Raw genomic sequence first — 20772 nt, forward strand, 5'->3', positions numbered from 1 at the left:
GGCCCCGGCCGTGCCCTCGGCCTCCGTGCCGGCCGCACCGTCAACCGGGCTGCCGTCAACCCGTGCTGCCGTCAACCGTGCCGCCGACGACCGTGCCACCGACCGGATCGGGCGTTCTTACGATCCGGTCATGCTTCACCCAGAGTCCTCCAAGTTTGGCTTGCTATTTTCAGTGCGCATGACCAAGACCCTCTCCCCGGCCGCGCCACCCGCTCGGCCCGGGCAACCGCGCCCGGTGCCTCCGCCCCGCCCCCGCGTGACGGCCTGGTCGAGACTCCGGCTCCTGGCGTGGCCGCTCTACCTGACCGGTCTCGTCTGGTTCCTGCGCACCGAGGGCATCCCGGCGGCCAACGACGTGCTGTTCCTCTGGCTGATCGGGGCCCTGCTCACCGCCGCCGTGCACAGCGGGCACGGCTCCCGCGGCTTCGTCCTGGTCCTGCGCGACTGGGTCCCGGTGATGGCCGTGGTGTGGACGTACTCGCTGCTGCGCGGCTACGGCGCGCACACCCCGTGGGCCCCGCACTGGCTGCCGCAGCTGCGCTTCGACGAGGTGCTGGGCTTCGGCGAGACCTGGACCGTCCGGCTCCAGCACGCCCTCTACACCCCCGGCTCCCCGCACTGGTACGACTACGCGGCGGTGGGCGTCTACCTCTCGCACTTCTTCGTGGTCTTCCTCCTGCTCGCGGTGCTCTGGCGGCGCGCGCACCACCGGTTCCGGCAGCTGCTCGCCTGCTACCTGACACTCACCTTCGCGGGCTTCGCCACCTACCTGCTCTACCCGGCCGACCCGCCGTGGCTGGTCGCCCAGGAGGGCAACCTGCCGCACCTGTCCCGGGTGGTCTGGGAGGTGATCTCGGTGAGCGGGCTGCCGCAGGCCGACTCGCTGCTGGAGAACGGCAGCCAGTTCGCCAACGACGTCGCCGCGATGCCCTCGCTGCACTCCGCCTACCCGGCGATGCTGCTGTTCTACTTCTGGCCCACCGCCCGGCCCTGGCTGCGGGCGGTGCTGGTCGCCTATCCGCTCGCGATGACGTTCACCCTGGTCTACGGCGCGGAGCACTTCATCATCGACGTCTTCGTCGGCTGGGCGTACGCGGCCGTGGTGGTGTTCGGCCTGCGGTGGCTGCGCAGCCGCCGCACGGTGCCGGCCGGGGGCACGGCAGACTTGGCCGGGTGAAGTCGCAGACGCCGATGAAGCCCAGCGCCGGGCCCGCCGCCCGGCCCGCCGCCGGATCCGCCACCAAGCCCGCTGCCAAGCCCACCGCCGAACAGCTGCTGGCCGCCAAGGACACCACCATCCCGGACGTCGCCGGGCCCGGGCTGCGGGTGCTGTTCTGCGGCATCAACCCGGGCCTGTGGTCCGGCGCCACCGGGCACCACTTCGCCCGCCCCGGCAACCGCTTCTGGCCCGCCCTGCACCGCTCCGGCTTCACCGGGCGCCAGTACCGGCCGGACGAACAGGACGAACTGCTCGCGCTCGGCCTGGGCATCACCAACGTCGCCCCGCGCACCACCGCCAAGGCGGACGAGCTGACCGCCGAGGAGCTGCGCGAGGGCGGCGCCGCGCTCCGCGAGCGGGTGCTGCGGCTGCGCCCGCGGGTGCTGGCCGTGCTCGGCATCGGCGCCTACCGGACGGCCTTCGGGCAGCGGCGGGCCGCGATCGGGCGCCAGCCGGAGGGCATCGGCTCGACCGAGGTGTGGGTGCTGCCCAACCCCAGCGGCCTCAACGCGCACTACACGCTGGACGCGCTGGCCGAGGAGTTCCGGCGGCTCCGGGAGGCTGTCGACGGCCGAGCGGGCGCCGGGGGTCGAGCGGGCGCCGGGGGTCGAGCCGACGCCTGGGGTCGACCCGCCTCCGAGGGCTGAGCGGGCGCCAGCCCCATCGGCAGCCGGACGTCGCGCAGTTCGCGGATCAGCGCCCGGACGGCGGCCGTCCCGGCCAGCTCGGGCGTGGTGACGTACCCGACGGAGCGGCTGGGCGGGCGCGGCCCGAGGTCGGTGACGGCGAGGCCGGCCGGGGCGCCGAGCAGGGCCGTCCGGGGCATGATCGCCATGCCGAGGCCCTGGGCGACCAGCGAGAGGGCCACCGTGTCGTCCTCCACGTTCACGGTCGCGGGCGGGATCCAGTCCTGCCGCTGCCACCAGTCCCGGGTGTACGAGCCGCAGTTCTCGTCCCAGTCGACCAGCGGCAGCTCGCGCGGCGCCGGGTGGCCCTGCGGGTGCGCGAGCGCGTACGACTCCTCGTACAGGCTCACCGCGACCAGCCCGGGTACGGCCGGCGGGCGGGTGGCGTCCAGGGTGGCCAGCCCGAGGTCGGCGCGGCCGTCGGCGACCTCCCCGGCGGTGCCGCGGCCGATCTCCCGGACGATCCGGACGTGCGTGCCGAGCCCGGGGTGGCGCTCGGCGAGCCGGGCCAGGACGGACGGCAGCAGGTGGGCGGCGGCGCTGCGGAAGGCGGCGATCCGCAGGGTGCCGGTCAACGGCCCGTCCGTGCCCGCGCCGCGCACCTCGGGGCCCATCGCGTCCAGCAGCCGCAGGATCCGGCGGGCGTACGCTACGGCGCGGGCGCCGGCCGCGGTGGGGCGTGCGCCGTGGCGCCCGCGCTCGAAGAGCACCGCCCCGAGCTTCCGCTCGCAGGCGCGCACGGCGTGCGAGACGGTGGACTGGGTGGTGTCCAGGCTCTACCAGTCCGTCGATCCGTACATGCGCGAGGAGATGGACGAGGGCGGCTGGGATTGCACGCCCCGCTGGAGGGCCGCACCGTCGGCCGGGTGGTGGAGTCCCGGGCCGACGCCCTGCCCGTCGGGGCGGTCATCCTCCACCGCCAGGCCTGGCGCACCCACTCGGTGGTCACCGCCGAAGGCGCCTTCCTGCTGCCCGACTTCGCCGGCGTCCCGCTCAGCGCCCACCTGTCGGTGCTCGGCGGCACCGGCCTGTCCGCCTGGGTCGGCCTGACCAGGATCGCCCGGCTCCAGCCCGACGAGACGATCTTCATCTCGGCGGCCGCCGGCGGCGTCGGCACCGCCGCCGGACAGCTCGCCCGGCTGCTCGGCGCCGGACGGATCATCGGCAGCACCGGCTCCGCCGCCAAGGCCGCCCACCTCACCAAGAACCTCGGCTTCGACGCCGCCTTCGACTACCACGACGGCCCGATCGTCGAGCGCCTGCGCGAGGCCGCCCCCGAGGGGCTGCACGTCTACCTCGACAACGTCGGCGGCGACCACCTGGAGGCCGCCATCGACGCCCTGCGCGACCACGGCCGGATCGCCTGGTGCGGCGCCGTCGCCCAGTACAACAACCTGCAGTCCCCGCCGCCCGCGCCGCGCAACCTCTACGACGTGGTCGGCAAGAGCCTGCGGCTGGAGGGCTTCCTGGTCCGCAACCACCTCGACGCCCGGCCGGAGCTGTACGACTTCCTCGTCCCGCACCTGCGCTCGGGCGCCGTCGTCCCGGACGAGACCGTCGTGGACGGCTTCGACCACGTGGTGGACGCCTTCCTCGGCATGAACACCGGCAAGATGCTCGTCCGGATCGCCGGCTGACCGCGCGACGGGCTGATCCTGTATCGGGCTGACCCCGTGCCGGCCGTCCCCGAGCCGGGCTGACCGCGCGCCGGCTCACTCCGGCAGCACGGCCAGGTCCAGGGCAGCCAGCCGGGCCGGGTCGGCGACCACCTCGTAACCGGCCACCCGGCCGTCCGCGACCGCCACCCGCAGCACCAGCCGCAGCCGCCCGGCCGGGGCGATCAGGATGCCGGGCACCCCGTCCACCAGGGCCACCGCGCCGTGGCGGGCCCGGCGGCCGAAGACCGTGGTCTCCCGGGCCACCGTCTCCGCGCCCCGGGCCACCGCGGAGCGGCCGCGCGGCAACGCGGCCGGGTCGGCCCGGCGCACCACGTCCGGGGCGAGCACGGCCAGCAGCCCGGCCAGGTCCCCGTCCCGGGCGGCGGCCAGGAAGGCCTCCACCACCCGCCGGTGCCCGGCCAGCGGCTCCGGGGGCAGCGCGGCCGTGCCCCGCACCCGCTGCCGGGCGCGGCTGGCCAGCTTCTTGGCGGCCACCGGGGTCCGTCCCACGATCGGCGCGATCCGGTCGAAGGGCACCGCGAAGCCGTCGTGCAGCACGAAGGCGACCCGTTCGGCCGGGCCCAGCCGGTCCAGCACCACGAGCAGCGCCCGGCCCACCGACTCGACCAGCAACGCCTCCCGCTCCGGGTCCGCCCCACCACCCGCCGCGACCGGCAGCGCCTCGCCGGTCGGGTCCTCACGGCGCGCCGCCCGGGCGCGCAGCAGGTCCAGGCAGATCCGGGAGACCACCGTGGTCAGCCAGCCGGGCAGGTTGTCGATCTCCGCGGGGTCGGTCCGGACCAGCCGGAGCCAGGCCTCCTGCACGGCGTCATCGGCCTCCCCGGTCGACCCGAGCATCCGCTGGGCGATCGCCCGCAGCCGTCCGCGCTCGGCCTCGAAGCGCGCGGCAGTCCCGTCGGCCGTCGATGTCTCCGCCGCCGCACCGTCGGCCACCGCCGCCCCGTCGGCCACCGCCGCCGCGCCGGCCGTCGCCCCCGGCATCCCGTTCCCGCCCATCGGGCCCCTCGGTCCCATCGGTCACCTTTCCCCAGCCCGACTCGTCACCGCTATGACGATCCGTCCTCCCCCGAGGTGACCAGGAGACCACCATGACCTCCGCCACGCTGCTCCACCTGGACTCCAGCATCAGCCCGGCCGACTCCGTCAGCCGCGCCCTGACCGCCCGCTTCGCCGCCGCCTGGCGCGCCCGGCACGGCGCCGCCGCCCGGCACCGGCACCGTGACCTCGCCGCCGACCCGGTGCCCGCGGTGCGCGCCGCCTACGACGCCCTCGCCCGCCGGACCGAGCGCAAGGGCGTGCTGCCGCTCGACGACGTCGCCACCCTGGCCGAAGGCCCGGAGGAGGCACGCGAGTGGGCGCTCACCCGCCCGCTGATCGAGGAGCTGCGGGCCGCCGACACCCTGCTGCTCGGCAGCCCGATGTACAACCTCACCGTCTCGACCGGCCTCAAGGCGTGGATCGAGCGGGTCTCCTTCCCCGGCGCCTACCTCGACCCGGACTCCGGCGAGCGGCTGCTGCGCCGCACCCGGGTGGTGGTCGTCGCCGTGCGCGGCGGCGGGTACGGGCCGGGCACGCCGCGGGAGCACTGCGACTTCCAGGTCCCGTACCTGCGGACGTACTTCGACTACCTCGGGGTCGCGGCGGAGCACCTGCACGTCGTCACCGCCGAGCTCACCCGGGCCGCGGACATCCACGCACTGAACGGCCTCCAGCCGCTCGCCGTCGAGTCGCTGGCGGCGGCCGAAGCCGCCCTCGACCGGCTGGCCGCGACGCTCTGAGCCCGACGCTCCGAGCCCCGGCGCCGAGGCCCCGACGCGCTCAGCCCCGGCGCTACAGCGGGGTGACGGCCTTGAGCACCACCAGCAGGGCCACGGCGGCGTTGAGCGCGCACAGCGCCGACGCCGCCGTACCGGCCGCGGCGACCATCGCCGCCAGGCCCGCCGGGGTCTTGGCCGGCGGCCAGTTGCGGGAGGTCGGCACCGGGCCGAGCAGCGCCGCGACCCGGCGCGGCACCGGGCCGGCCGCGGCGGCCGGGGCGGCGAAGGCCGCGAAGCCGGGCGCCGGCGCGGCGTGCGAGACGAGGGCCGCCCGGGCCACCGCCCGCGCGGTGATCCGGCGGTCCCCGACGGCCTGCGCCGAGTCCTCGTCCGCCCACCGCTCCGCGCTGTACGCCACCGCGTACTGCAGCGGCCGCAGGAAGGGGTTGACGCAGGCGGCCAGCTGGGTGGTCAGCAGGTACCGGTGGTGACGGTGGCGCAGGTGCGCCCGCTCGTGCGCGAGCAGCGCCTCGCGCTCGTCCGCGGCGAGGCCCTCCAGCATCCCGGTGGAGACCACCACCCGCCCGGGCGAGCCGGGCAGCGCGTAGGCGTACGGACTGCGGTCCGGCAGCACCGCGAGGTCGCCGGACGGCCCGGTACCGTCGGGCAGCCCGGCCAGCGCCCGGCGGGCCCGGGCCCGCACCCGCAGGTGCCGGACGACCGTCCGGGCGCAGGCGAAGCCCACCAGCGCCAGCAGCCACATCGCGGCCGTACCGACCGTCTCGTGGTACGGCAGCGCGGCCCGCACCTCCGGGTCGGACCAGCTGTCCGGCAGCGGGTTGCCGGGGATCTGCGCGGTGCCGACGACCCCGATCAGCCCGAGGCAGAGCACGCTGCACACCGCCATCACCGTGCTGATCACGGTCATCAGCCGGGCCGCGCCGCGCGGGTGCAGGTGCTGCTCGGTCAGACGCGCGATCGGTACCGCCGTGAGCGGCAGGATGAGCGGGAGGAAGACGAAGAAGCCCACGGGTCAGCTCTCACGGTCGGTCGCTGCCGGATCGGCGGACGTCCCCGGATCGGCGGACGTTTCCGGGTCGGCTGACGTTTCCGGATCGGCGGACGCGGCGTCGAGCAGCGCCCGCAGCAGTTCCTCGTCGTGCGGCAGCAGCGCGCTGACGAAGCTGGCCAGGACGGCGTCCCGGTCCGCCTCCCCGTCGAGCATCCGGCGCATCCGCAGCGCCGCCAGCCCGGCGGCGTCGGCGGAGGCCTGCCACAGGTAGGAGCGGCCGGAACGAGTCCGGGAGACGGCGTTCTTGGCGTGCAGCCGGGACAGGATGGTCATCACCGTGGTGTACGCCAGGTCGCCCTCCAGGCGCTCCTGGACCCACCCCGCGGCAGCCGGGCCGGGCGCCTGCTGGAGCACCGCCAGCACCTGCGCCTCCAGCTCGCCCTGGCCGCGTCGTCTGGCCGGTGCGTCCCCGGCCGCCGGGGCGTGCCTCTCGTCTGCCATGACGGCCCACTCCCTCCGGATGCCGCGCCCGGACCGACGGGCACGCGTTCATCCTAACGAGCGCGGGACCGCGCCGAACCGGTCCGCGCAAGGGTTCCGGGCGTCACGGCCGCCCGGAACCGGGGCGCGCGACGGCTCAGGTCCGGGCGCGCTGGGTCACCGCGATGCAGACCAGCACCACCACCGCCGTGACCGGCGCGGCCGCGGGCAGGTCCTCGCCGAGCAGCAGCACCGACCAGAGCAGCGTCAGCAGCGGCTGCGCCAACTGCAGCTGACTGGCCCTCGGCACCCCGATCCCGGCCATCCCCCGGTACCAGAGCACGAACCCGCCGAACTGCGACACCGCCGCGATGTACACCAGCCCCACCAGCGCCTTCGCACCCAGCCGCACCGGCTCGGTGGACAGCCCGACCGCCGAGGTCAGCGCCATCGCCGGCAGCGCCGCCACCACCGCCCAGGCGATCACCTGGGCGCCCGGCAGATCCCGGGACAGCCGCCCGCCCTCCGCGTACCCGGCGGCGCAGACCACCAGCCCCACGAACAGGTAGAGGTCGGCGACGGTCGGCCGGCCGTGGCTCTGCAGCAGGGTGAAGACGAGTACGGCCGACGCCCCGGCCAGCGCCGCCGCCCAGAACGCCCGGGACGGCCGGCGCCCCGTCCACACCGCCGCGACCACCGCGGTGGCCAGCGGCAGGACGCCGATGACCACCGCCGAGTGGGCGGTCGAGGAGGTGCGCAGGGCGAGCGTGGTCAGCAGCGGGAAGCCGAGGACGCAGCCGGCGGAGACCACCAGCAGGCCGGGCCAGTGCCGCCGCTTCGGCAGCGGGGCGGCGGAGGCCAGCAGGTAGAGCCCGGCCAGCACCCCGGCCAGGACGCCGCGCAGGCCCGTCGAGGACCACGGGCCGAAGCCGGTCAGGGACCACGCGGTGGCGGGGAAGCTGAGCGAGAAGGAGGCCACCCCGAGGGCGGCGAGGGCGGTGCCGGAGGTCGGGGCCTGCTGCGGTGCTACCGCCTCGGAGCGGATAGCGCTATCTTGTGCCGTCATGAATGAGCGTAGCAGCGTGACCGAACTCGCCGACAGTCTGCGGCGGGAGGTCGAGCGCTACCCGGAGGGACGGAAGCTGCCCTCCAGCCGGGCCCTGATGGAGCGCCACCAGGTCAGCCCGGTGACGGTCTCCCGGGCCATCGCGGTGCTCGTGGCCGAAGGCCTGGTGGTCTCCCGGCCGGGCGCGGGGGTGTTCCGGGCGGCGGCCTTCGCCGCGGCCCCGGCCGTCCCCGCCGCACCGGCCGGACGGCCCGGCGACCTCTCCTGGCAGGAGATCGCGCTCAGCGCCGACTCCGGCCCGCGCGACCTCCTCGCCGCCCCGGTGTTCGCCACCCTCCGGGTGCCGCCGCCCGACGTGATCGACCTCAACAGCGGGTACCCGCACGCCTCGATGCTGCCCGAGCGCCTGCTCGCCGCCGTCCTCGGCCGGGCCGGCCGACGCCCGGGCGCCTGGGACCGGCCGCCCACCGACGGCCTCACCGAACTGCGCGGCTGGTTCGCCCGCGACATCGGCGGCCATGCCGGACCGATCGGCGCCGGGGACGTCCTGATCACCTCCGGCGGCCAGGGCGGGCTCACCGTCGCCATGCGCTCGCTCGCCGCACCCGGCTCGCCCGTCCTGGTCGAGTCGCCGACGTACTCGGGCATCCTGGCCGTCATCCGCGCGGCCGGACTGCGGCCCGTCCCCGTCCCCGTCGACGCCGACGGCGTCCGCACCGACCTGCTGGCGGACGCCTTCGCGGCCACCCGGGCCCGGGTCTTCGTCTGCCAGCCGCTCTTCCAGAACCCCACCGGCGCCGTACTCTCGCCCGAACGACGGGCCGAAGTGCTGCGGATCGCCCGGGCCGCCGGGGCCTTCGTGGTCGAGGACGACTTCGCCCGGCTGCTGGTCCACGCCGACGCCCCCGCGCTGCCGCGCCCGCTCGCCGCCGACGACCAGGACGGCGTCGTGGTGCACCTGCGCTCGCTCACCAAGGCCGCCTCCCCCAACCTGCGGGTCGGCGCCCTCACCGCCCGCGGCCCGGCCCTGGCCCGGCTGCGGGCCACCCAGGTCGTGGACAGCTTCTTCGTGCCCCGGCCGCTCCAGGAGGCGACGCTGGAACTCGTCGCCGACCCGGCCTGGGCCCGCCACCTGCGCACCCTCGGCGCCGAACTGCGCGACCGCCGCACCGCCGCCGTCGCCGCGCTGCACCGCGAACTGCCCGGCCTCCTCACCACCCACCGCCCCGGCGGCTACCACCTGTGGCTGCGCCTGCCGGACGGCACCGACGACAGTGCCCTGGCCGCCGCCGCCCGGCGCGCCGGCGTCCAGATCACCCCCGGCCGCCCGTACCACGCCGCCGAACCCCCGGCCCCGCACCTGCGCCTCAGCTACGCTGCCGCCGAGAGCCCCGCCCAGGTCGTCGACGGCATCCACCGCCTGCGCACGGCGTACGAGAACACCGCCCCCTGACACCCCGCCCCACCGGCGCAGCGGCCCCTACCGCCCGCGCCCCGCCATCCCCTCCAGACGGGCGATGCGCTCCGCCATCGGGGGGTGGGTGGAGAACAGCCTCGCGCCGGCCTCGCCCGGGCGGAACGGGCTGGCGATCATCATGTGGCTCGCCGTCTGGAGCTGGGGCTCGGGCGGGAGGGGGAGTTGCCGGGTGCCGGCGTCGAGCTTGCGGAGGGCGCCGGCGAGGGCGAGCGGGTCGCCGGTGATCAGGGCGCCGTCGGCGTCGGCCTGGTACTCGCGGGAGCGGCTGACCGCCAGCTGGATCAGCCCGGCCGCGAGCGGCCCGAGGATCATGATGGCGAGCACCGCGAACAGCCCCGGCCCGTCGTCGTCCTCGTCCCGTCCGAACGGGATCAGCCAGGCGAAGTTCACCAGGAACATCACCACCGAGGCGAGCGCCCCGGCGACCGAGGAGATCAGGATGTCCCGGTTGTAGACGTGGCTCAGCTCGTGCCCGAGCACGCCCCGCAGCTCGCGCTCGTCCAGGAGCCGCAGGATGCCCTCCGTGCAGCAGACCGCGGCGTTGCGCGGGTTGCGGCCGGTGGCGAAGGCGTTCGGGGCCGGGGTAGGGGAGATGTAGAGGCGGGGCATCGGCTGGCGGGCCGAGGTGGAGAGCTCGCGCACGATCCGGTACAGCTGGGGCGCCTCGAACTCGCTGACCGGCCGGGCCCGCATGGCCCGCAGCGCGATCCTGTCGCTGTTCCAGTACGCGTAGGCGTTGGTCCCGAGGGCGATCAGCAGGGCGATCACGAGGCCGGTGCGGCCGAAGAAGCTGCCGATCACCAGGATCAGCGCCGAGAGGCCGCCGAGCAGGACGGCGGTCCTCAGTCCGTTGTGCCGGCGGTGCACGTCAGGCCCTCCTGTGGTGCGGTGGGGAAGCCCTTTCTGCCTCGTCCCTCTTGCCCGGTCAACGGGCGGGGCCTGGGAGCTTGTTCCCTTGTGACCGACGCGACACCACCGCGCCACGCCGCCGCACCACCACCCCGGGCGGGCCGCCCCACCACGCCGCCCCGCCCGTCCGGACGGACGCCGGCTCAGAACAGCGAACCGCCCGCGACCTGCAGCACCAGCTGCGGCGCCACCGACAGGACCACCGCCACCGAGGCGGTGAGCCCCAGCGTCGCCGTCAGGCTGGCCGGCAGCCGGCGCTCGTCCGGGGCCCCCGCACCGGCGGAGGCCGGTTCGTCGCCCGCGGGGGCGAACAGCCGCGCCGTCCACAGCAGGTAGTAGTACAGGGCGACGACCACGTTGACGGCCATCACCACGGCCAGCCAGCCCAGCCCGGCGTCGACGGCCGCGCGGAACACCACGACCTTGCCGAACAGCCCGATCACGCCCGGCGGCAGCCCGGCCAGGCAGAGCAGGAAGAAGGCGAGTGCCAGCGCCGTCCAGCGGCGGCGGGCGAACAGGCCGCGGAAGTCGTCCACGCTGGTCCCGGCCCGGCGGCCGACGGCCGCGACCACCCCGAAGGCGCCGAGGTTCACCACGCCGTAGATCAGCGCGTACGCGGCGGTGGCGCCGAGCGGGTCGGCCCCGGTGGGCGCGTAGCCGGCCGCGGCGAGCGGCACCAGCAGGTACCCGGCCTGGCCGACCGAGGACCAGGCGAGCAGCCGCACCGCGCTGTACCGGGTGTCGAAGCGCTGCCGCAGCGCGCCGACGTTGCCGACGGTCATGGTGAGGGCGGCCAGCACGGCGAGCGCCAGCCCCCAGGTGTGCGCGTACGGCCGGAAGGCGACGGTGGTGGCGAGCGCGAGCCCGGAGAGGCCGGCCGCCTTGCCGACCACCGAGAGGTAGCCGGCCACCGGCAGCGGCGCGCCGGTGTAGGTGTCGGGCACCCAGAAGTGGAACGGGACGGCGGCGACCTTGAACGCGAAGCCGACCAGGGTCAGCACCGCGCCCGCCTCGGCCAGCGGCTTGAGCTGGCCGGGGGCGTGCTCCAGGCCCTGGGCGACGGCGCCGAGGTGCAGGCTGCCGCTCGCCGCGTAGACGAAGCCGATGCCGAGCAGCATCACGGCGGTCGCGGTCACGGAGGAGACGAAGAACTTGAGCGCGGCCTCCGCGCCCCGGCCGTCCCGGCGCAGCGCGACCAGGGCGAAGGCGGGCAGCGAGGCGACCTCCAGGGCGATCACCAGGGTGGCGAGGTCGCGGGAGGCGGGCAGCAGCGCGGCGCCGGTGGCGCTGGAGAGCAGCAGGAACCAGTACTCGCCGCGCGGGAGCTTCTCGTCCTCGACCGTGTGGGCCGACAGCAGGGCCGCGATGAGCGCGCCGCCGAGGGCGAGCAGCTGGAACACCAGGGCGAAGTGGTCGGCGACGTACGAGCAGCCAGCGTTGTCAGTGGCTCCTGCTACGTTCTGCACGCAGAAGGTCGCTCGGGGTGACCCACCGGTGAGAGGGAGGAGCGCGATGAGGGCGAGGGCGAGTCCGGCCGCGGTGAGGCGGCCGAGCCACTTCTTGTACCGCTCGGGCAGGAACAGGTCCGTGACCAGCACGGCGAGGGCGGCCACGGCGGCGATCAGCGGGGGCGCGATCGCCACCCAGTCCACGGACTGGATCAGGCTGCCCGGGTTGGCTACGGCGAGGGAGGTCACAGTGTGCTGCCCCGTGGAGTGAGGTCCGAGTGCGGCGGTCTGGGCTGCGAGCACGGTCAGCCACCTCCGAGGAGGTGCTTGACGGCCGGGTTCGAGAGGCCGAGCAGCAGCGCGGGCCAGAGGCCGGCGAGCAGGGTGAGCGCGGCCAGCGGCGTCCAGCTGACGGCCTCGTACGGGCGCAGTTCGGCCACCTCGGCCACCGGCGCGGGCTGCTCGGGGTCGCCCATGCAGACGCGCTTGACCACGATCAGCAGGTAGGCGGCGGTGAGGAGGGTGCCGAGGCCGGCCAGGACCATGTAGGTGACGAAGGCGGGGCGGGACAGCCCCTCGGCGGGGTCGAACGCGCCGAACATGGCGAGCAGCTCGCCCCAGAAGCCGGCCAGGCCGGGCAGGCCGAGGCTGGCGACGGCGGCGAAGGCGAGCAGTGCGCCGAGCCGTGGTGCCCGCCCGTACAGGGCGGCGCCGGTGGCGCCGGAGAGGGTGTCGAGGTCCGCCGTGCCGTAGCGGTCCTTGATGGCGCCGACGACGAAGAACAGCAGGCCGGTGATCAGGCCGTGGGCGATGTTGGCGAACAGTGCGCCGTTGACGCCCACCGGGGTGAGGGAGGCGATGCCCAGCAGTACGAAGCCCATGTGGCCGACGGAGGAGTACGCGATCAGGCGCTTGAGGTCGCCCTTGGATCCGGGGCGGGCCAACGCCAGGCAGGCCAGTGAGCCGTAGACGATGCCGACGGCCGCGAAGGCGCCCAGGTAGGGGGCGAGCGTGCTGGTGCCGTCCGGCACGATCGGGAGGAGGACGCGGACGAGGCCGTACGTACCCATCTTCAGCAGCACGCCGGCGAGCAGCACCGAGCCCACCGTCGGGGCGGCGGTGTGCGCGTCGGGGAGCCAGCTGTGCAGCGGCCAGGCGGGGGCCTTGACCGCGAGGCCGACCAGGATCGCCAGTGCGGCGATCACCTGGGTGGTGTGGCTCAGCCCGCTGCCGTGCGCGGCGGCCAGGGCCTGCATGTCGAAGGTGCCGGCCTTGCTGCCGATCAGCAGGAAGCCGAGCAGCATGACGGCCGAGCCGAGCAGCGTGTAGAGGATGAACCGGTTGGCGGCCGGGGCCTTGGCGCCGCTCCCCCAGCGGGCGATCAGGAAGTACATCGGGATCAGCACGATCTCGAAGGCCAGGAAGAAGAGCAGGAGGTCCAGCACCGCGAAGGTGGCGAGCATGCCGACTTCGAGGAGGAGGAACAGCCCGACGAAGGCCTGCGCGGACGGCACGCCGTCTCCGTCGGGCAGGCGCTTCTCCGAGTACAGCGCGCAGAGGAAGGTGAGCAGCGCGGTCAGCACGATCAGCGGCAGCGAGACGCCATCCACGCCGAGGTGGAGGCGCACGTGCAGGGCCGGGATCCAGGACACGTCGGTGGTGGCCTGCATCCGGGCGGGTTCGTCGTGGTCGAAGCCGGCCGCGAGGGCGACGGCGAGCAGGAGCACCGCGCCGGTGACGACGGTGTTCCACCGCAGCGCCCGCCGGTCGGCGACGGCCCGGTCCGCCCCGAACACCGGGGCCAGGGTGAGCGCGGCGCCGAGCAGCGGCAGCAGCAGGAGGGCGATGAGGACTGCGTTCATCGGGGGCTCCTACAGAGGGCGGTCGAGCGGACGGGGACGGAGGTGAAGGACGGCACCGGCTACACCGCCACCAGGACGGCCAGCAGGACGACGCCGGCGAGCAGCGCGCTGAGGTAGGTCTGCGCGTTGCCGGTCTGCGCGAGCCGGACGGCCCGGCCGAGCAGGTTGGCGCCGATCCCGCTGCCCTGCACGTAGCCCTCGACGACCTCGCGGTCGAGGAAGCGGACCAGCCGGGCGGCGGCGGCCACCGGCCGGACGAACAGCGCGTGGTACAGCCGGTCGACGCCGAAGCCGTGCCGGGCCGGGCCGAACAGCGGGCCGAGCAGGGTGCGTCCGGGGTCGGCGACGATCACCTCGGCGGCGGGTGCCCCGGCCTGCTCGGGCACCCGGCCGGCGGCGGCCGGGGCGGGCCGTCCGGTGCCCAGCCGGGCGGTCGCCGAGCGCCAGGCGCCGTACGCCGCGAGCACGCCGACCACGGCGAGCCCGGTGCCGGTGACGGCGGTGACCCCGGAGGGCCGCAGCGAGCCGCCGTCCAGCAGCGCGGGCAGCCAGTCCGAGCGCAGGCCGGCGATGCCGAAGCCCATGGTCGGCACGGCCAGCACCCAGAGCGGCCAGCGCATCGCGGGCGGCTCGGCGGTGGCCGGGTCGGCCTCGTCGAGCTCCGGCGAGTACGGCGCGTCGGCCTCGTGGTCGGCGACGGCTGCCCCGGCCACGGCCGGGCTGTGGAAGGCGACCAGGAAGAGCCGGGTCGCGTACGCGGCGGTGAGCAGTGCGGTGAGCGCGGCCGAGATCAGCACGATCCACCCGGCGGCCTGGGGCACCGCCGAGGCCGGGCCGAGGCTGTTGGTGAGCGCCTCGCCGTTGGCGGCGTGCTCGGCGGCGGTCAGCACCGCCTCCTTGCTGAAGAAGCCGGAGAACGGCGGCAGCCCGACCAGGGCGAAGAGCGCGATGCCCATCGTCCAGTAGGCGTCCGGGACGCGCTTGCGCAGCCCCGGGATCCGGGACATCGCGGAGATCGAGTTGGTGTGCGCGGCGTGGATCACCACGCCGGCGGCCAGGAACAGCAGCGCCTTGAACGCGCCGTGACTGACCAGGTGGAACACCGAGGCCTCGCGGTCCCCGGTGGCCAGCGCCCCGGCCATGTAGCCGAGCTGGCCGACGGTGGAGTAGGCGAGCACCCGTTTGAGGTCGTCCTGGGCGAGCGCGCACAGCGCCGAGCCGATCATCGTCACGGCGGCCATCACCGCGAGCACGACCAGGGCCGCGCCCGACAGCAGGAAGACCGGCAGCAGCCGGGCGACGAGGTAGATGCCGGCCGCGACCATGGTGGCGGCGTGGATCAGCGCGGAGACCGGCGTCGGGCCGGCCATCGCGTCCGGGAGCCAGGTGTGCAGCGGGAACTGCGCGCTCTTGCCGGCCACTCCGGCGAGCAGCAGCAGCGCGATCAGCGTCGGGTGGCCGAGCCTGCCCTCACCGGCGGCGGCCAGCACGTCCGGGATCCGGAAGCTGCCGGCGTCCGCGCCGAGCAGGAAGATCCCGAACAGGAACGGCACGTCGCCGAGCTTGGTGACCAGGAAGGCCTTCAGCGAGGCCGACCGGGCGTCGGCGGTCTCCCAGTGGTGGCCGATCAGGAAGTACGAGCACAGGCCCATGACCTCCCAGCCGACCAGCAGCACGATGAGGTCGCCCGAGTAGACCACCAGGAACATCGCCGCGGTGAACAGCGAGACCAGCGCCGCGTACGAGGGGTAGCGCGGGTCCTGCTTCAGGTACGCGGTCGAGTAGACCTGGACGCAGGTGGCGACCAGGCCGACCAGGACGGAGATCAGCGAGCTGAAGCCGTCCAGGTGGAGGGCGAGCGCGATGTCCGGGCCGCCGGTCGGGGTGAGCCGGGTGGCCGCGTCGAGGGTCTGGCCGGTGCCGAGCTGGAGGGCGACCACCAGGGCGAGCACGGCCGAGACGGCGACCGGGACGATCGCCAGCGGCCGGGCCAGCCCGGGGGCCTTCTTCCCGGTGGCCAGGGTCGCGGCCGCGCCGAACGCGGGCAGCGCGGGGACGAGTGCGGGCAGGGCGAGGTTCATGCGGCGGCCTGGCCCTTCAGCGCCTCGGCTCCGTTTGGCGGCTCCTCGGTGGCAAGCGACTCGGCCGGGTCGCCGAGCGCGGTGGCCCGGTCGATGTCCGCGGTGCCCCGGGCCCGGAACAGCAGCAGGACGATGGCGAGCCCCAGCCCGACCTCGGCGGCGGCGACGGTGATGGTGAACAGGGTGAGCGCCTGCCCGGCGTGCAGCGAGTCGCGCAGCCAGGCGTCGAAGGCGACCAGGTTGAGGTTGACGGCGTTGAGCATCAGCTCGACCGACATCAGCACCAGGACGGCGTTGCGCCGGGCGAGCACGCCGTACACGCCGACGGCGAACAGCAGCGCGGCGAGGACGGCGGGGTAGACGAGGTGCATCAGCCCTCCTGCTCGGGGGTCGTCGCGGCGGGGGCCTCCGGGGCCGGCCGGGGCGCGGTCGCGGCCACCGTCCCGTTCGACCCGACCGGCCGCCCGGCGCGCAGCCTGCCGGCCCGGGGCGCCGGTACCCGGCGCTTCGAACCGCGCGACAGCACGATCGCGCCGACCAGCGCCGCCAGCAGCAGGACGGAGAGCGCCTCGAAGGGCAGCACCCAGTTCCGGAACAGGCTCGCCCCGGTGACGGAGGCGGAGCCGCCGCCCGCTCCGAGGTCGATCCAGGAGGTCCGGAAGGCGTCGACCACCAGCGTGACCAGCGTCCCGGCCGAGGCCAGCGCCACGGCCAGGGCCACCCAGCGGTTCTTGGAGTCGGCGTCCGGCGAGCGCCCGATCGGCGCCTTGGTGAGCATCAGCCCGAACAGCACCAGGACGACCACCGAGCCGAGGTAGATCAGCACCTGCACCCAGGCGATGAACTCGGCCGTGAGCAGCAGGAACTCCACCGCCAGGCCGCCGAGCGCGACGACCAGCCAGAGCGCGGCGTGCACCAGCTGCTTGGTGGTGACGGCGACCACGGCCGAGCCGAGCACGGCGATGCCGACCAGCAGGAAGACGATCTCCTGCCCGGTCGGGGACAGGAACGAACGGGCGGCCGGCTCCAGGGAGCCGGTCGCCGCGAGAAGCGTGGCGGCTACGTTCATGCGTCGTCACCCTTCTCCTCCAGGGCGGCCGCGGCGGCGGCCGCCAGCTTGTCCGCGGCCTTGCGCGCGGTGGCGATCTCCTTGGGCTCCTCGGCCGCCGGGTCCAGGGCCGGCGGCGCGGGGACGGTCCACATCCACTCGCGGAGCTTCTCCCGCTCGTGGGTCAGCTCAAGGATGTCGGTCTCCGCGTACTCGAACTCCGGCGACCAGAACAGCGCGTCGAAGGGGCAGACCTCGATGCAGATCCCGCAGTACATGCAGAGCGAGAAGTCGATGGCGAACCGGTCCAGCACGTTGCGGGTGCGGGCCCTGGCGTTCGGCTCGGCGGCCGGCAGCGTCTCCTTGTGGGAGTCGATGTAGATGCACCAGTCGGGGCACTCGCGCGCGCAGAGCATGCACACCGTGCAGTTCTCCTCCAGCAGCGCGATGACGCCGCGCGAGCGCGGCGGCAGCACCGGCTGCACGTCGGGGTACTGCGCGGTGACGGTCTTCCTCGTCATCGTCCGCAGGGTCACGGCCAGGCCCTTCGCCAGGCCGATACCGGGAAAACTCATGAGATCGCCACCTTGATGATGCCGGTGAGGGCCAGCTGGACCAGGGCGAGCGGGATCAGCACCGTCCACGCGAAGCGCATCAGCTGGTCCTCGCGCAGCCGCGGGTAGGTGACCCGCAGCCAGATGACCACGAAGGCCAGCGCGAAGGTCTTGAGGAGCATCCAGAGCCAGCCGAGCTGGTCCGACATCGGCCCGTGCCAGCCGCCGAGGAAGAGCACCGCCGTCAGCGCCGACACCACCAGGATGCCCACGTACTCGGACAGCAGGAACAGCGCGAAGCGCAGGCCGGTGTACTCGGTGTACGCGCCGAAGATGATCTCCGAGTCGGCGATCGGCATGTCGAACGGCGGCCGCTGCAGCTCGGCCAGACCGGCCGTGAAGAAGATGAAGGCGCCGATGATCTGCCAGGGCAGCCAGTACCACTGCCAGGCGTCCAGGATCCCGGGCAGCGAGAGCGTCCCGGCGGCCATCGCCACCGAGGCCGCCGCCAGCACCATCGGCAACTCGTACGACATCAGCTGCGCGGCCGTGCGCAGACCGCCGAGCAGCGAGAACTTGTTCGCCGAGGCCCAACCGGCCATCAGCTTGCCGATCACGCCGACGCCCAGCACGGCCAGCACGAAGAACAGCCCGGCGTCGACCGCCTGGCCGACGAAGCCGTTCGGGCCGACCGGGATCGCCAGCAGCACGAACAGGTACGGCAGCAGCGAGACGGCCGGCGCGAGCTGGAAGATCCGGCGGTCCGCCCCGGCCGGGACGATGTCCTCCTTCTGCGCGAACTTCACGCCGTCCGCGACGAGCTGCGCCCAGCCGTGGAAGCCGCCCGCGTACATCGGGCCGAGCCGGCCCTGCATGTGCGCCATCACCTTGTGCTCGGTCTGGCCGATGACCAGCGGGAAGGTCAGGAAGACGACGAGGGTGGCGACGCAGCGCAGCAGCGTGTCGAGCAGGTTCACGTGCCGTCTCCGTCCCGGTCGGCCGGGTCGGCCGCCGTCTCGTCCTTCTGCTCCTTCTGCTCCGGCCCGGCCTGCTCCTGCGCGTCGTTCTCCCGCGCGGGCTTCTCGCCCGACGGCTTCTCACCCGACGGCTTCTCGTCGTGGGCCGGCACCGGGTTGTGCCAGGGCGCGTCGGAGGACGAGGGCCGCGCGGGGGCGGCCGGACGCTCGGGCTTGGGCTCGTCGGCGGTCTGGCTGACCGACCCGTCGGAGACGGACCGCGTCCGCCGCGGCCGGTCCACCCGCACCGCAGGCGCCTCCCCGGCAGGAGTGGCGGCAGCGGGAGCAGCAGGAGCATCGGCGGCGACAGGAGCGTCGGCAGCACCGGCAGCACCGGCAGCAGGAGCCTCCTGGCTGGCCGAGCCCTCCGACACCGAGCGGGTCCGCCGCGGCCGGTCGGCCCGCACCGCAGGCGCCCCCTCGGCGGGAGCACCGGCGGCAGCGGCACCACCGGCAGCCGCCCTGGGCGTGCGCGCCGCCGCGCCCGCCGCCCGCGCACCGCGCGCGGGCCGCTCGGCGACCGGCGGCAGGGTGCCCTTGAGCGGCCCCCACTCGTTCGGGTCCGGCACGCCGGCCGGCTGCATCTTGCGCCGGGCCGGCCCGCCGCCGTGGTCCGACTCGCCCGGCTCCTTGGCGCCCGGCCAGTCCTTGGCGACCCGGGCCGCGAGCACGAACTCCTTGCGCAGCGGGTGCCCCTCGAAGCCGTCCGGCAGCAGCAGGGTGGCCAGGTGGGGGTGCCCGGGGAAGTCGATGCCGAACATCTCGTGCGTCTCGCGCTCGTGCCAGGCGGCACCGGCGTAGACGGAGACGGCGGTCGGCAGGGCCGCCTTGTCGCGCGGCAGCCTGGTGCGCAGCGCGAGGTGCCGCACGCCGGGCGCCTCGACGGCGGCCAGGTGCGCGACCACGGAGAAGCCGTCGGCGAGCTCGTCGACGGCGCTCAGCCAGTCGAAGAAGCCGAGGCCCAGGACGTCCCGGGCGTTGGTGAGCGCCTCGGTCCAGTGCTCGGCCGGGACGTCGACGGTGATCAGCCCGTACGCCTCGGCGCCGGTCGCCCACTCCCCGACCGACGCCGCGTACTGCTCGGCAGTGGTCACGAGGCCCCTCCCTCGGTCGAAGGCCTGGTCACCAGCGGACGCCGCAGCGCCGCAGCGGACGCCGCGGGCGCGGTGTAGCGGCCGGGCAGCGACTCCTCGGCGATCTTCTCCTGCAGCTTGAGGATGCCCTGGAGCAGCGCTTCGGGCCGGGGCGGGCAGCCGGGCACGTAGACGTCGACCGGGATGATCTGGTCCACGCCCTTGGTGACCGAGTACGAGTCCCAGTAGGGCCCGCCGGAGTTGGAGCAGGCGCCGAAGGAGATCACGTACTTCGGCTCGGGCATCTGCTCGTAGAGGCGCTTGACGGCGGGCGCCATCTTGTCGGTGACCGTCCCGGAGACGATCATCAGGTCCGCCTGGCGGGGCCCCGGCGCGAACGGGATGACGCCCATCCGGATGAAGTCGTGCTTGGCCATGGACGCGGCGATGAACTCGATCGCGCAGCAGGCCAGGCCGAAGTTGAAGCACCAGAGGCTGTAACGGCGGCCCCAGTTGAGGACCACCTTGACCGGGTCCGGCGCGAGCCGGGCCAGCGGCCCGATGCCACGGCGCTCGACGGCGCCGGGGCGCGCGGGGTCCGGCAGGCCGAGCGGGACGGGGCCGCCCTGCGCGCCGTGCGAGTGGGAGTGCGTCACGTCCATTCCAGAACGCCCTTCTTCCAGGCGTAGAGCAGCCCGACCGCGAGGAAGCCGATGAAGAGGAACATCTCGATCAGCGTTCCGGCGCCGTACCCGGCGGTGGCGAAGACGGTCGCCCACGGGAACAGGTAGATCGCGTCGACCGCGAAGATCACGTACAGGAAGGCGTACACGTAGTAGCGGATCTGGGTGTGCGCCCAGTCCTCGCCCACCGGGTCCACACCGCACTCGTAGGCGAGGAGTTTCTCCGGCGAGTACACCACCGGCCGCAGCAGGCGGTTGGCGGTGAACGCCACGGTGACGAAGAGCACCCCGACGACGGCCAGCAGGCCCATCGCGGCGTACGCGTCGAAGTAGCCGCTGCCGGCCGCCGGGTCGGCCACGACGGCAGCCGTGTGCTGCCCCTCCATGCCTTCGCCTCCACCTCGGCCGTGAACCCGCCCCTCAAGGCAGTTCTACGACGTTTCCTCGCACGGTCATAGCCCTGATCACAACCACGGCCAATGCGTGAGTCTAAGGGGACGGCTCAGCTCCGCCCGAACCCTGCCCGCTCCGCAAGACGCCCCGTGGACACCCCGGTGAACACCCGGCGACCGGGACGGCTGCCGGGCCGGGGGTGGGGATAACCCCCGGCCTGGAAGATGTATCACCCCCATGGCACCCACCGCCCCCGGTTCGGGAAGCTTGGTCCAGCCACACGATCAAGAGGGACGGTAGATCCGGATGAAGCCGCTGCACCGCCGCGC

The 20772-nt window shown here is 74.6% G+C and carries 19 protein-coding genes and 2 pseudogenes; 5 read left to right on the forward strand and 16 right to left on the reverse strand.

What is annotated here, in order from left to right; translation table 11 throughout:
* The first annotated feature begins 178 nt into the window (after window positions 1–178).
* Both OP86_RS15515 and mug read left to right on the forward strand, forming a co-directional pair.
* Window positions 179–1177, forward strand: coding sequence for a phosphatase PAP2 family protein (locus OP86_RS15515; protein WP_157849744.1), 999 nt, complete (start codon window positions 179–181; stop codon window positions 1175–1177).
* The gene (mug, locus tag OP86_RS38065) at window positions 1174–1866 is read left to right on the forward strand and encodes a G/U mismatch-specific DNA glycosylase (protein WP_234435047.1); all 693 of its coding nucleotides are present in this window, start codon (window positions 1174–1176) and stop codon (window positions 1864–1866) included. Before OP86_RS15515 ends, mug begins: the two co-directional genes overlap by 4 nt.
* Before the next feature lie 32 nt (window positions 1867–1898).
* Here mug and OP86_RS15525 read toward each other — a convergent pair.
* Window positions 1899–2681: pseudogene (locus OP86_RS15525) on the reverse strand (LysR family transcriptional regulator); the annotation flags it as partial.
* Between OP86_RS15525 and OP86_RS32940 the strand changes: the two are divergent.
* Window positions 2578–3542 (forward strand): annotated as a pseudogene (locus OP86_RS32940) (zinc-binding dehydrogenase). The pseudogenes OP86_RS15525 and OP86_RS32940 overlap by 104 nt on opposite strands.
* Window positions 3543–3617: 75 nt before the next feature.
* Here the strand turns inward: OP86_RS32940 and OP86_RS15535 are convergent.
* A complete protein-coding gene (locus OP86_RS15535) occupies window positions 3618–4598 on the reverse strand; it encodes a sigma-70 family RNA polymerase sigma factor (RefSeq protein ID WP_234435046.1) in 981 nt (326 codons plus the stop codon).
* A gap of 74 nt (window positions 4599–4672) precedes the next feature.
* On the opposite strand from OP86_RS15535, the gene OP86_RS15540 reads away from it, so the two are divergent.
* A complete protein-coding gene (locus tag OP86_RS15540; protein ID WP_030259574.1) occupies window positions 4673–5362 on the forward strand; it encodes an NAD(P)H-dependent oxidoreductase in 690 nt (229 codons plus the stop codon).
* A gap of 52 nt (window positions 5363–5414) precedes the next feature.
* Here OP86_RS15540 and OP86_RS15545 read toward each other — a convergent pair whose 3' ends face one another.
* The 3 genes from OP86_RS15545 to OP86_RS15555 form a co-directional block, all read right to left on the reverse strand.
* Window positions 5415–6371 (reverse strand): M48 family metalloprotease, encoded by a 957-nt coding sequence (locus OP86_RS15545; RefSeq protein ID WP_030259572.1) that lies wholly within the window; start codon window positions 6369–6371, stop codon window positions 5415–5417.
* Between the two features lie 3 nt (window positions 6372–6374).
* Window positions 6375–6854 (reverse strand): BlaI/MecI/CopY family transcriptional regulator, encoded by a 480-nt coding sequence (locus OP86_RS15550; protein ID WP_078589218.1) that lies wholly within the window; start codon window positions 6852–6854, stop codon window positions 6375–6377.
* Between the two features lie 136 nt (window positions 6855–6990).
* Window positions 6991–7899, reverse strand: a complete 909-nt coding sequence (locus OP86_RS15555; RefSeq protein WP_030055742.1) for a DMT family transporter — start codon at window positions 7897–7899, stop codon at window positions 6991–6993.
* Here OP86_RS15555 and OP86_RS15560 point away from each other — a divergent pair.
* Window positions 7898–9352 carry an aminotransferase-like domain-containing protein gene (locus OP86_RS15560; protein ID WP_030259569.1) on the forward strand — a complete coding sequence of 485 codons (1455 nt, stop codon included), beginning with the start codon at window positions 7898–7900 and terminating at the stop codon, window positions 9350–9352. The two genes, OP86_RS15555 and OP86_RS15560, sit on opposite strands and share 2 nt — an antisense overlap.
* 27 nt (window positions 9353–9379) lie before the next feature.
* Here the strand turns inward: OP86_RS15560 and htpX are convergent, their stop codons facing one another.
* From htpX to OP86_RS15615, 11 genes are all read right to left on the reverse strand, one after another.
* The gene (gene htpX, locus OP86_RS15565) at window positions 9380–10243 is read right to left on the reverse strand and encodes a zinc metalloprotease HtpX (RefSeq protein WP_030055739.1); all 864 of its coding nucleotides are present in this window, start codon (window positions 10241–10243) and stop codon (window positions 9380–9382) included.
* 185 nt (window positions 10244–10428) lie between these two features.
* Window positions 10429–11982: an NADH-quinone oxidoreductase subunit N gene (locus OP86_RS15570; RefSeq protein WP_030259567.1), complete on the reverse strand. Its 1554-nt coding sequence runs from the start codon at window positions 11980–11982 to the stop codon at window positions 10429–10431.
* 56 nt (window positions 11983–12038) lie between these two features.
* The gene (locus OP86_RS15575; protein WP_030055738.1) at window positions 12039–13595 is read right to left on the reverse strand and encodes a complex I subunit 4 family protein; all 1557 of its coding nucleotides are present in this window, start codon (window positions 13593–13595) and stop codon (window positions 12039–12041) included.
* Between the two features lie 59 nt (window positions 13596–13654).
* Window positions 13655–15676: an NADH-quinone oxidoreductase subunit 5 family protein gene (locus OP86_RS15580; protein ID WP_030055737.1), complete on the reverse strand. Its 2022-nt coding sequence runs from the start codon at window positions 15674–15676 to the stop codon at window positions 13655–13657.
* A complete protein-coding gene (nuoK, locus tag OP86_RS15585) occupies window positions 15673–16047 on the reverse strand; it encodes an NADH-quinone oxidoreductase subunit NuoK (protein WP_030055736.1) in 375 nt (124 codons plus the stop codon). Before nuoK ends, OP86_RS15580 begins: the two co-directional genes overlap by 4 nt.
* Window positions 16047–16745 (reverse strand): NADH-quinone oxidoreductase subunit J family protein, encoded by a 699-nt coding sequence (locus OP86_RS15590; RefSeq protein WP_033332023.1) that lies wholly within the window; start codon window positions 16743–16745, stop codon window positions 16047–16049. The genes nuoK and OP86_RS15590 overlap by 1 nt, the downstream gene beginning before the upstream one ends.
* On the reverse strand, window positions 16742–17299 hold the full coding sequence (locus OP86_RS15595; RefSeq protein WP_033332025.1) for a NuoI/complex I 23 kDa subunit family protein: 558 nt from the start codon (window positions 17297–17299) through the stop codon (window positions 16742–16744). The genes OP86_RS15590 and OP86_RS15595 overlap by 4 nt, the downstream gene beginning before the upstream one ends.
* Entirely contained in the window at window positions 17296–18249 is a 954-nt protein-coding gene (nuoH, locus tag OP86_RS15600; RefSeq protein ID WP_033332038.1) for an NADH-quinone oxidoreductase subunit NuoH, read from the reverse strand. The genes OP86_RS15595 and nuoH overlap by 4 nt, the downstream gene beginning before the upstream one ends.
* Before the next feature lie 2 nt (window positions 18250–18251).
* On the reverse strand, window positions 18252–19388 hold the full coding sequence (locus OP86_RS15605) for an NADH-quinone oxidoreductase subunit C (RefSeq protein WP_051830123.1): 1137 nt from the start codon (window positions 19386–19388) through the stop codon (window positions 18252–18254).
* Complete coding sequence (locus OP86_RS15610) at window positions 19385–20029, reverse strand: NADH-quinone oxidoreductase subunit B (protein ID WP_030055730.1); 645 nt, start codon at window positions 20027–20029, stop codon at window positions 19385–19387. The genes OP86_RS15605 and OP86_RS15610 overlap by 4 nt, the downstream gene beginning before the upstream one ends.
* A complete protein-coding gene (locus OP86_RS15615) occupies window positions 20020–20436 on the reverse strand; it encodes an NADH-quinone oxidoreductase subunit A (RefSeq protein ID WP_030259562.1) in 417 nt (138 codons plus the stop codon). The genes OP86_RS15610 and OP86_RS15615 overlap by 10 nt, the downstream gene beginning before the upstream one ends.
* Window positions 20437–20772 lie beyond the last annotated feature (336 nt).

Origin of the sequence: Streptomyces novaecaesareae (genome assembly GCF_000716875.1) — a bacterium.
Lineage (GTDB): Bacteria > Actinomycetota > Actinomycetes > Streptomycetales > Streptomycetaceae > Kitasatospora > Kitasatospora novaecaesareae.

Bases quoted from the DNA above. Each gene is read 5' to 3' on its own strand.
- OP86_RS15580 (WP_030055737.1), bottom strand. From the start codon at position 15,676: ATGAACCTCGCCCTGCCCGCACTCGTCCCCGCGCTGCCCGCGTTCGGC.
- OP86_RS15610 (WP_030055730.1), bottom strand. From the start codon at position 20,029: ATGGACGTGACGCACTCCCACTCGCACGGCGCGCAGGGCGGCCCCGTC.
- nuoK (WP_030055736.1), bottom strand. From the start codon at position 16,047: ATGCACCTCGTCTACCCCGCCGTCCTCGCCGCGCTGCTGTTCGCCGTC.
- OP86_RS15590 (WP_033332023.1), bottom strand. From the start codon at position 16,745: ATGAACGTAGCCGCCACGCTTCTCGCGGCGACCGGCTCCCTGGAGCCG.
- OP86_RS15515 (WP_157849744.1), top strand. From the start codon at position 179: ATGACCAAGACCCTCTCCCCGGCCGCGCCACCCGCTCGGCCCGGGCAA.
- OP86_RS15575 (WP_030055738.1), bottom strand. From the start codon at position 13,595: ATGAACGCAGTCCTCATCGCCCTCCTGCTGCTGCCGCTGCTCGGCGCC.
- OP86_RS15615 (WP_030259562.1), bottom strand. From the start codon at position 20,436: ATGGAGGGGCAGCACACGGCTGCCGTCGTGGCCGACCCGGCGGCCGGC.
- OP86_RS15560 (WP_030259569.1), top strand. From the start codon at position 7,898: ATGAATGAGCGTAGCAGCGTGACCGAACTCGCCGACAGTCTGCGGCGG.
- OP86_RS15550 (WP_078589218.1), bottom strand. From the start codon at position 6,854: ATGGCAGACGAGAGGCACGCCCCGGCGGCCGGGGACGCACCGGCCAGA.
- OP86_RS15540 (WP_030259574.1), top strand. From the start codon at position 4,673: ATGACCTCCGCCACGCTGCTCCACCTGGACTCCAGCATCAGCCCGGCC.
- OP86_RS15555 (WP_030055742.1), bottom strand. From the start codon at position 7,899: ATGACGGCACAAGATAGCGCTATCCGCTCCGAGGCGGTAGCACCGCAG.
- OP86_RS15595 (WP_033332025.1), bottom strand. From the start codon at position 17,299: ATGAGTTTTCCCGGTATCGGCCTGGCGAAGGGCCTGGCCGTGACCCTG.
- OP86_RS15535 (WP_234435046.1), bottom strand. From the start codon at position 4,598: ATGGGACCGAGGGGCCCGATGGGCGGGAACGGGATGCCGGGGGCGACG.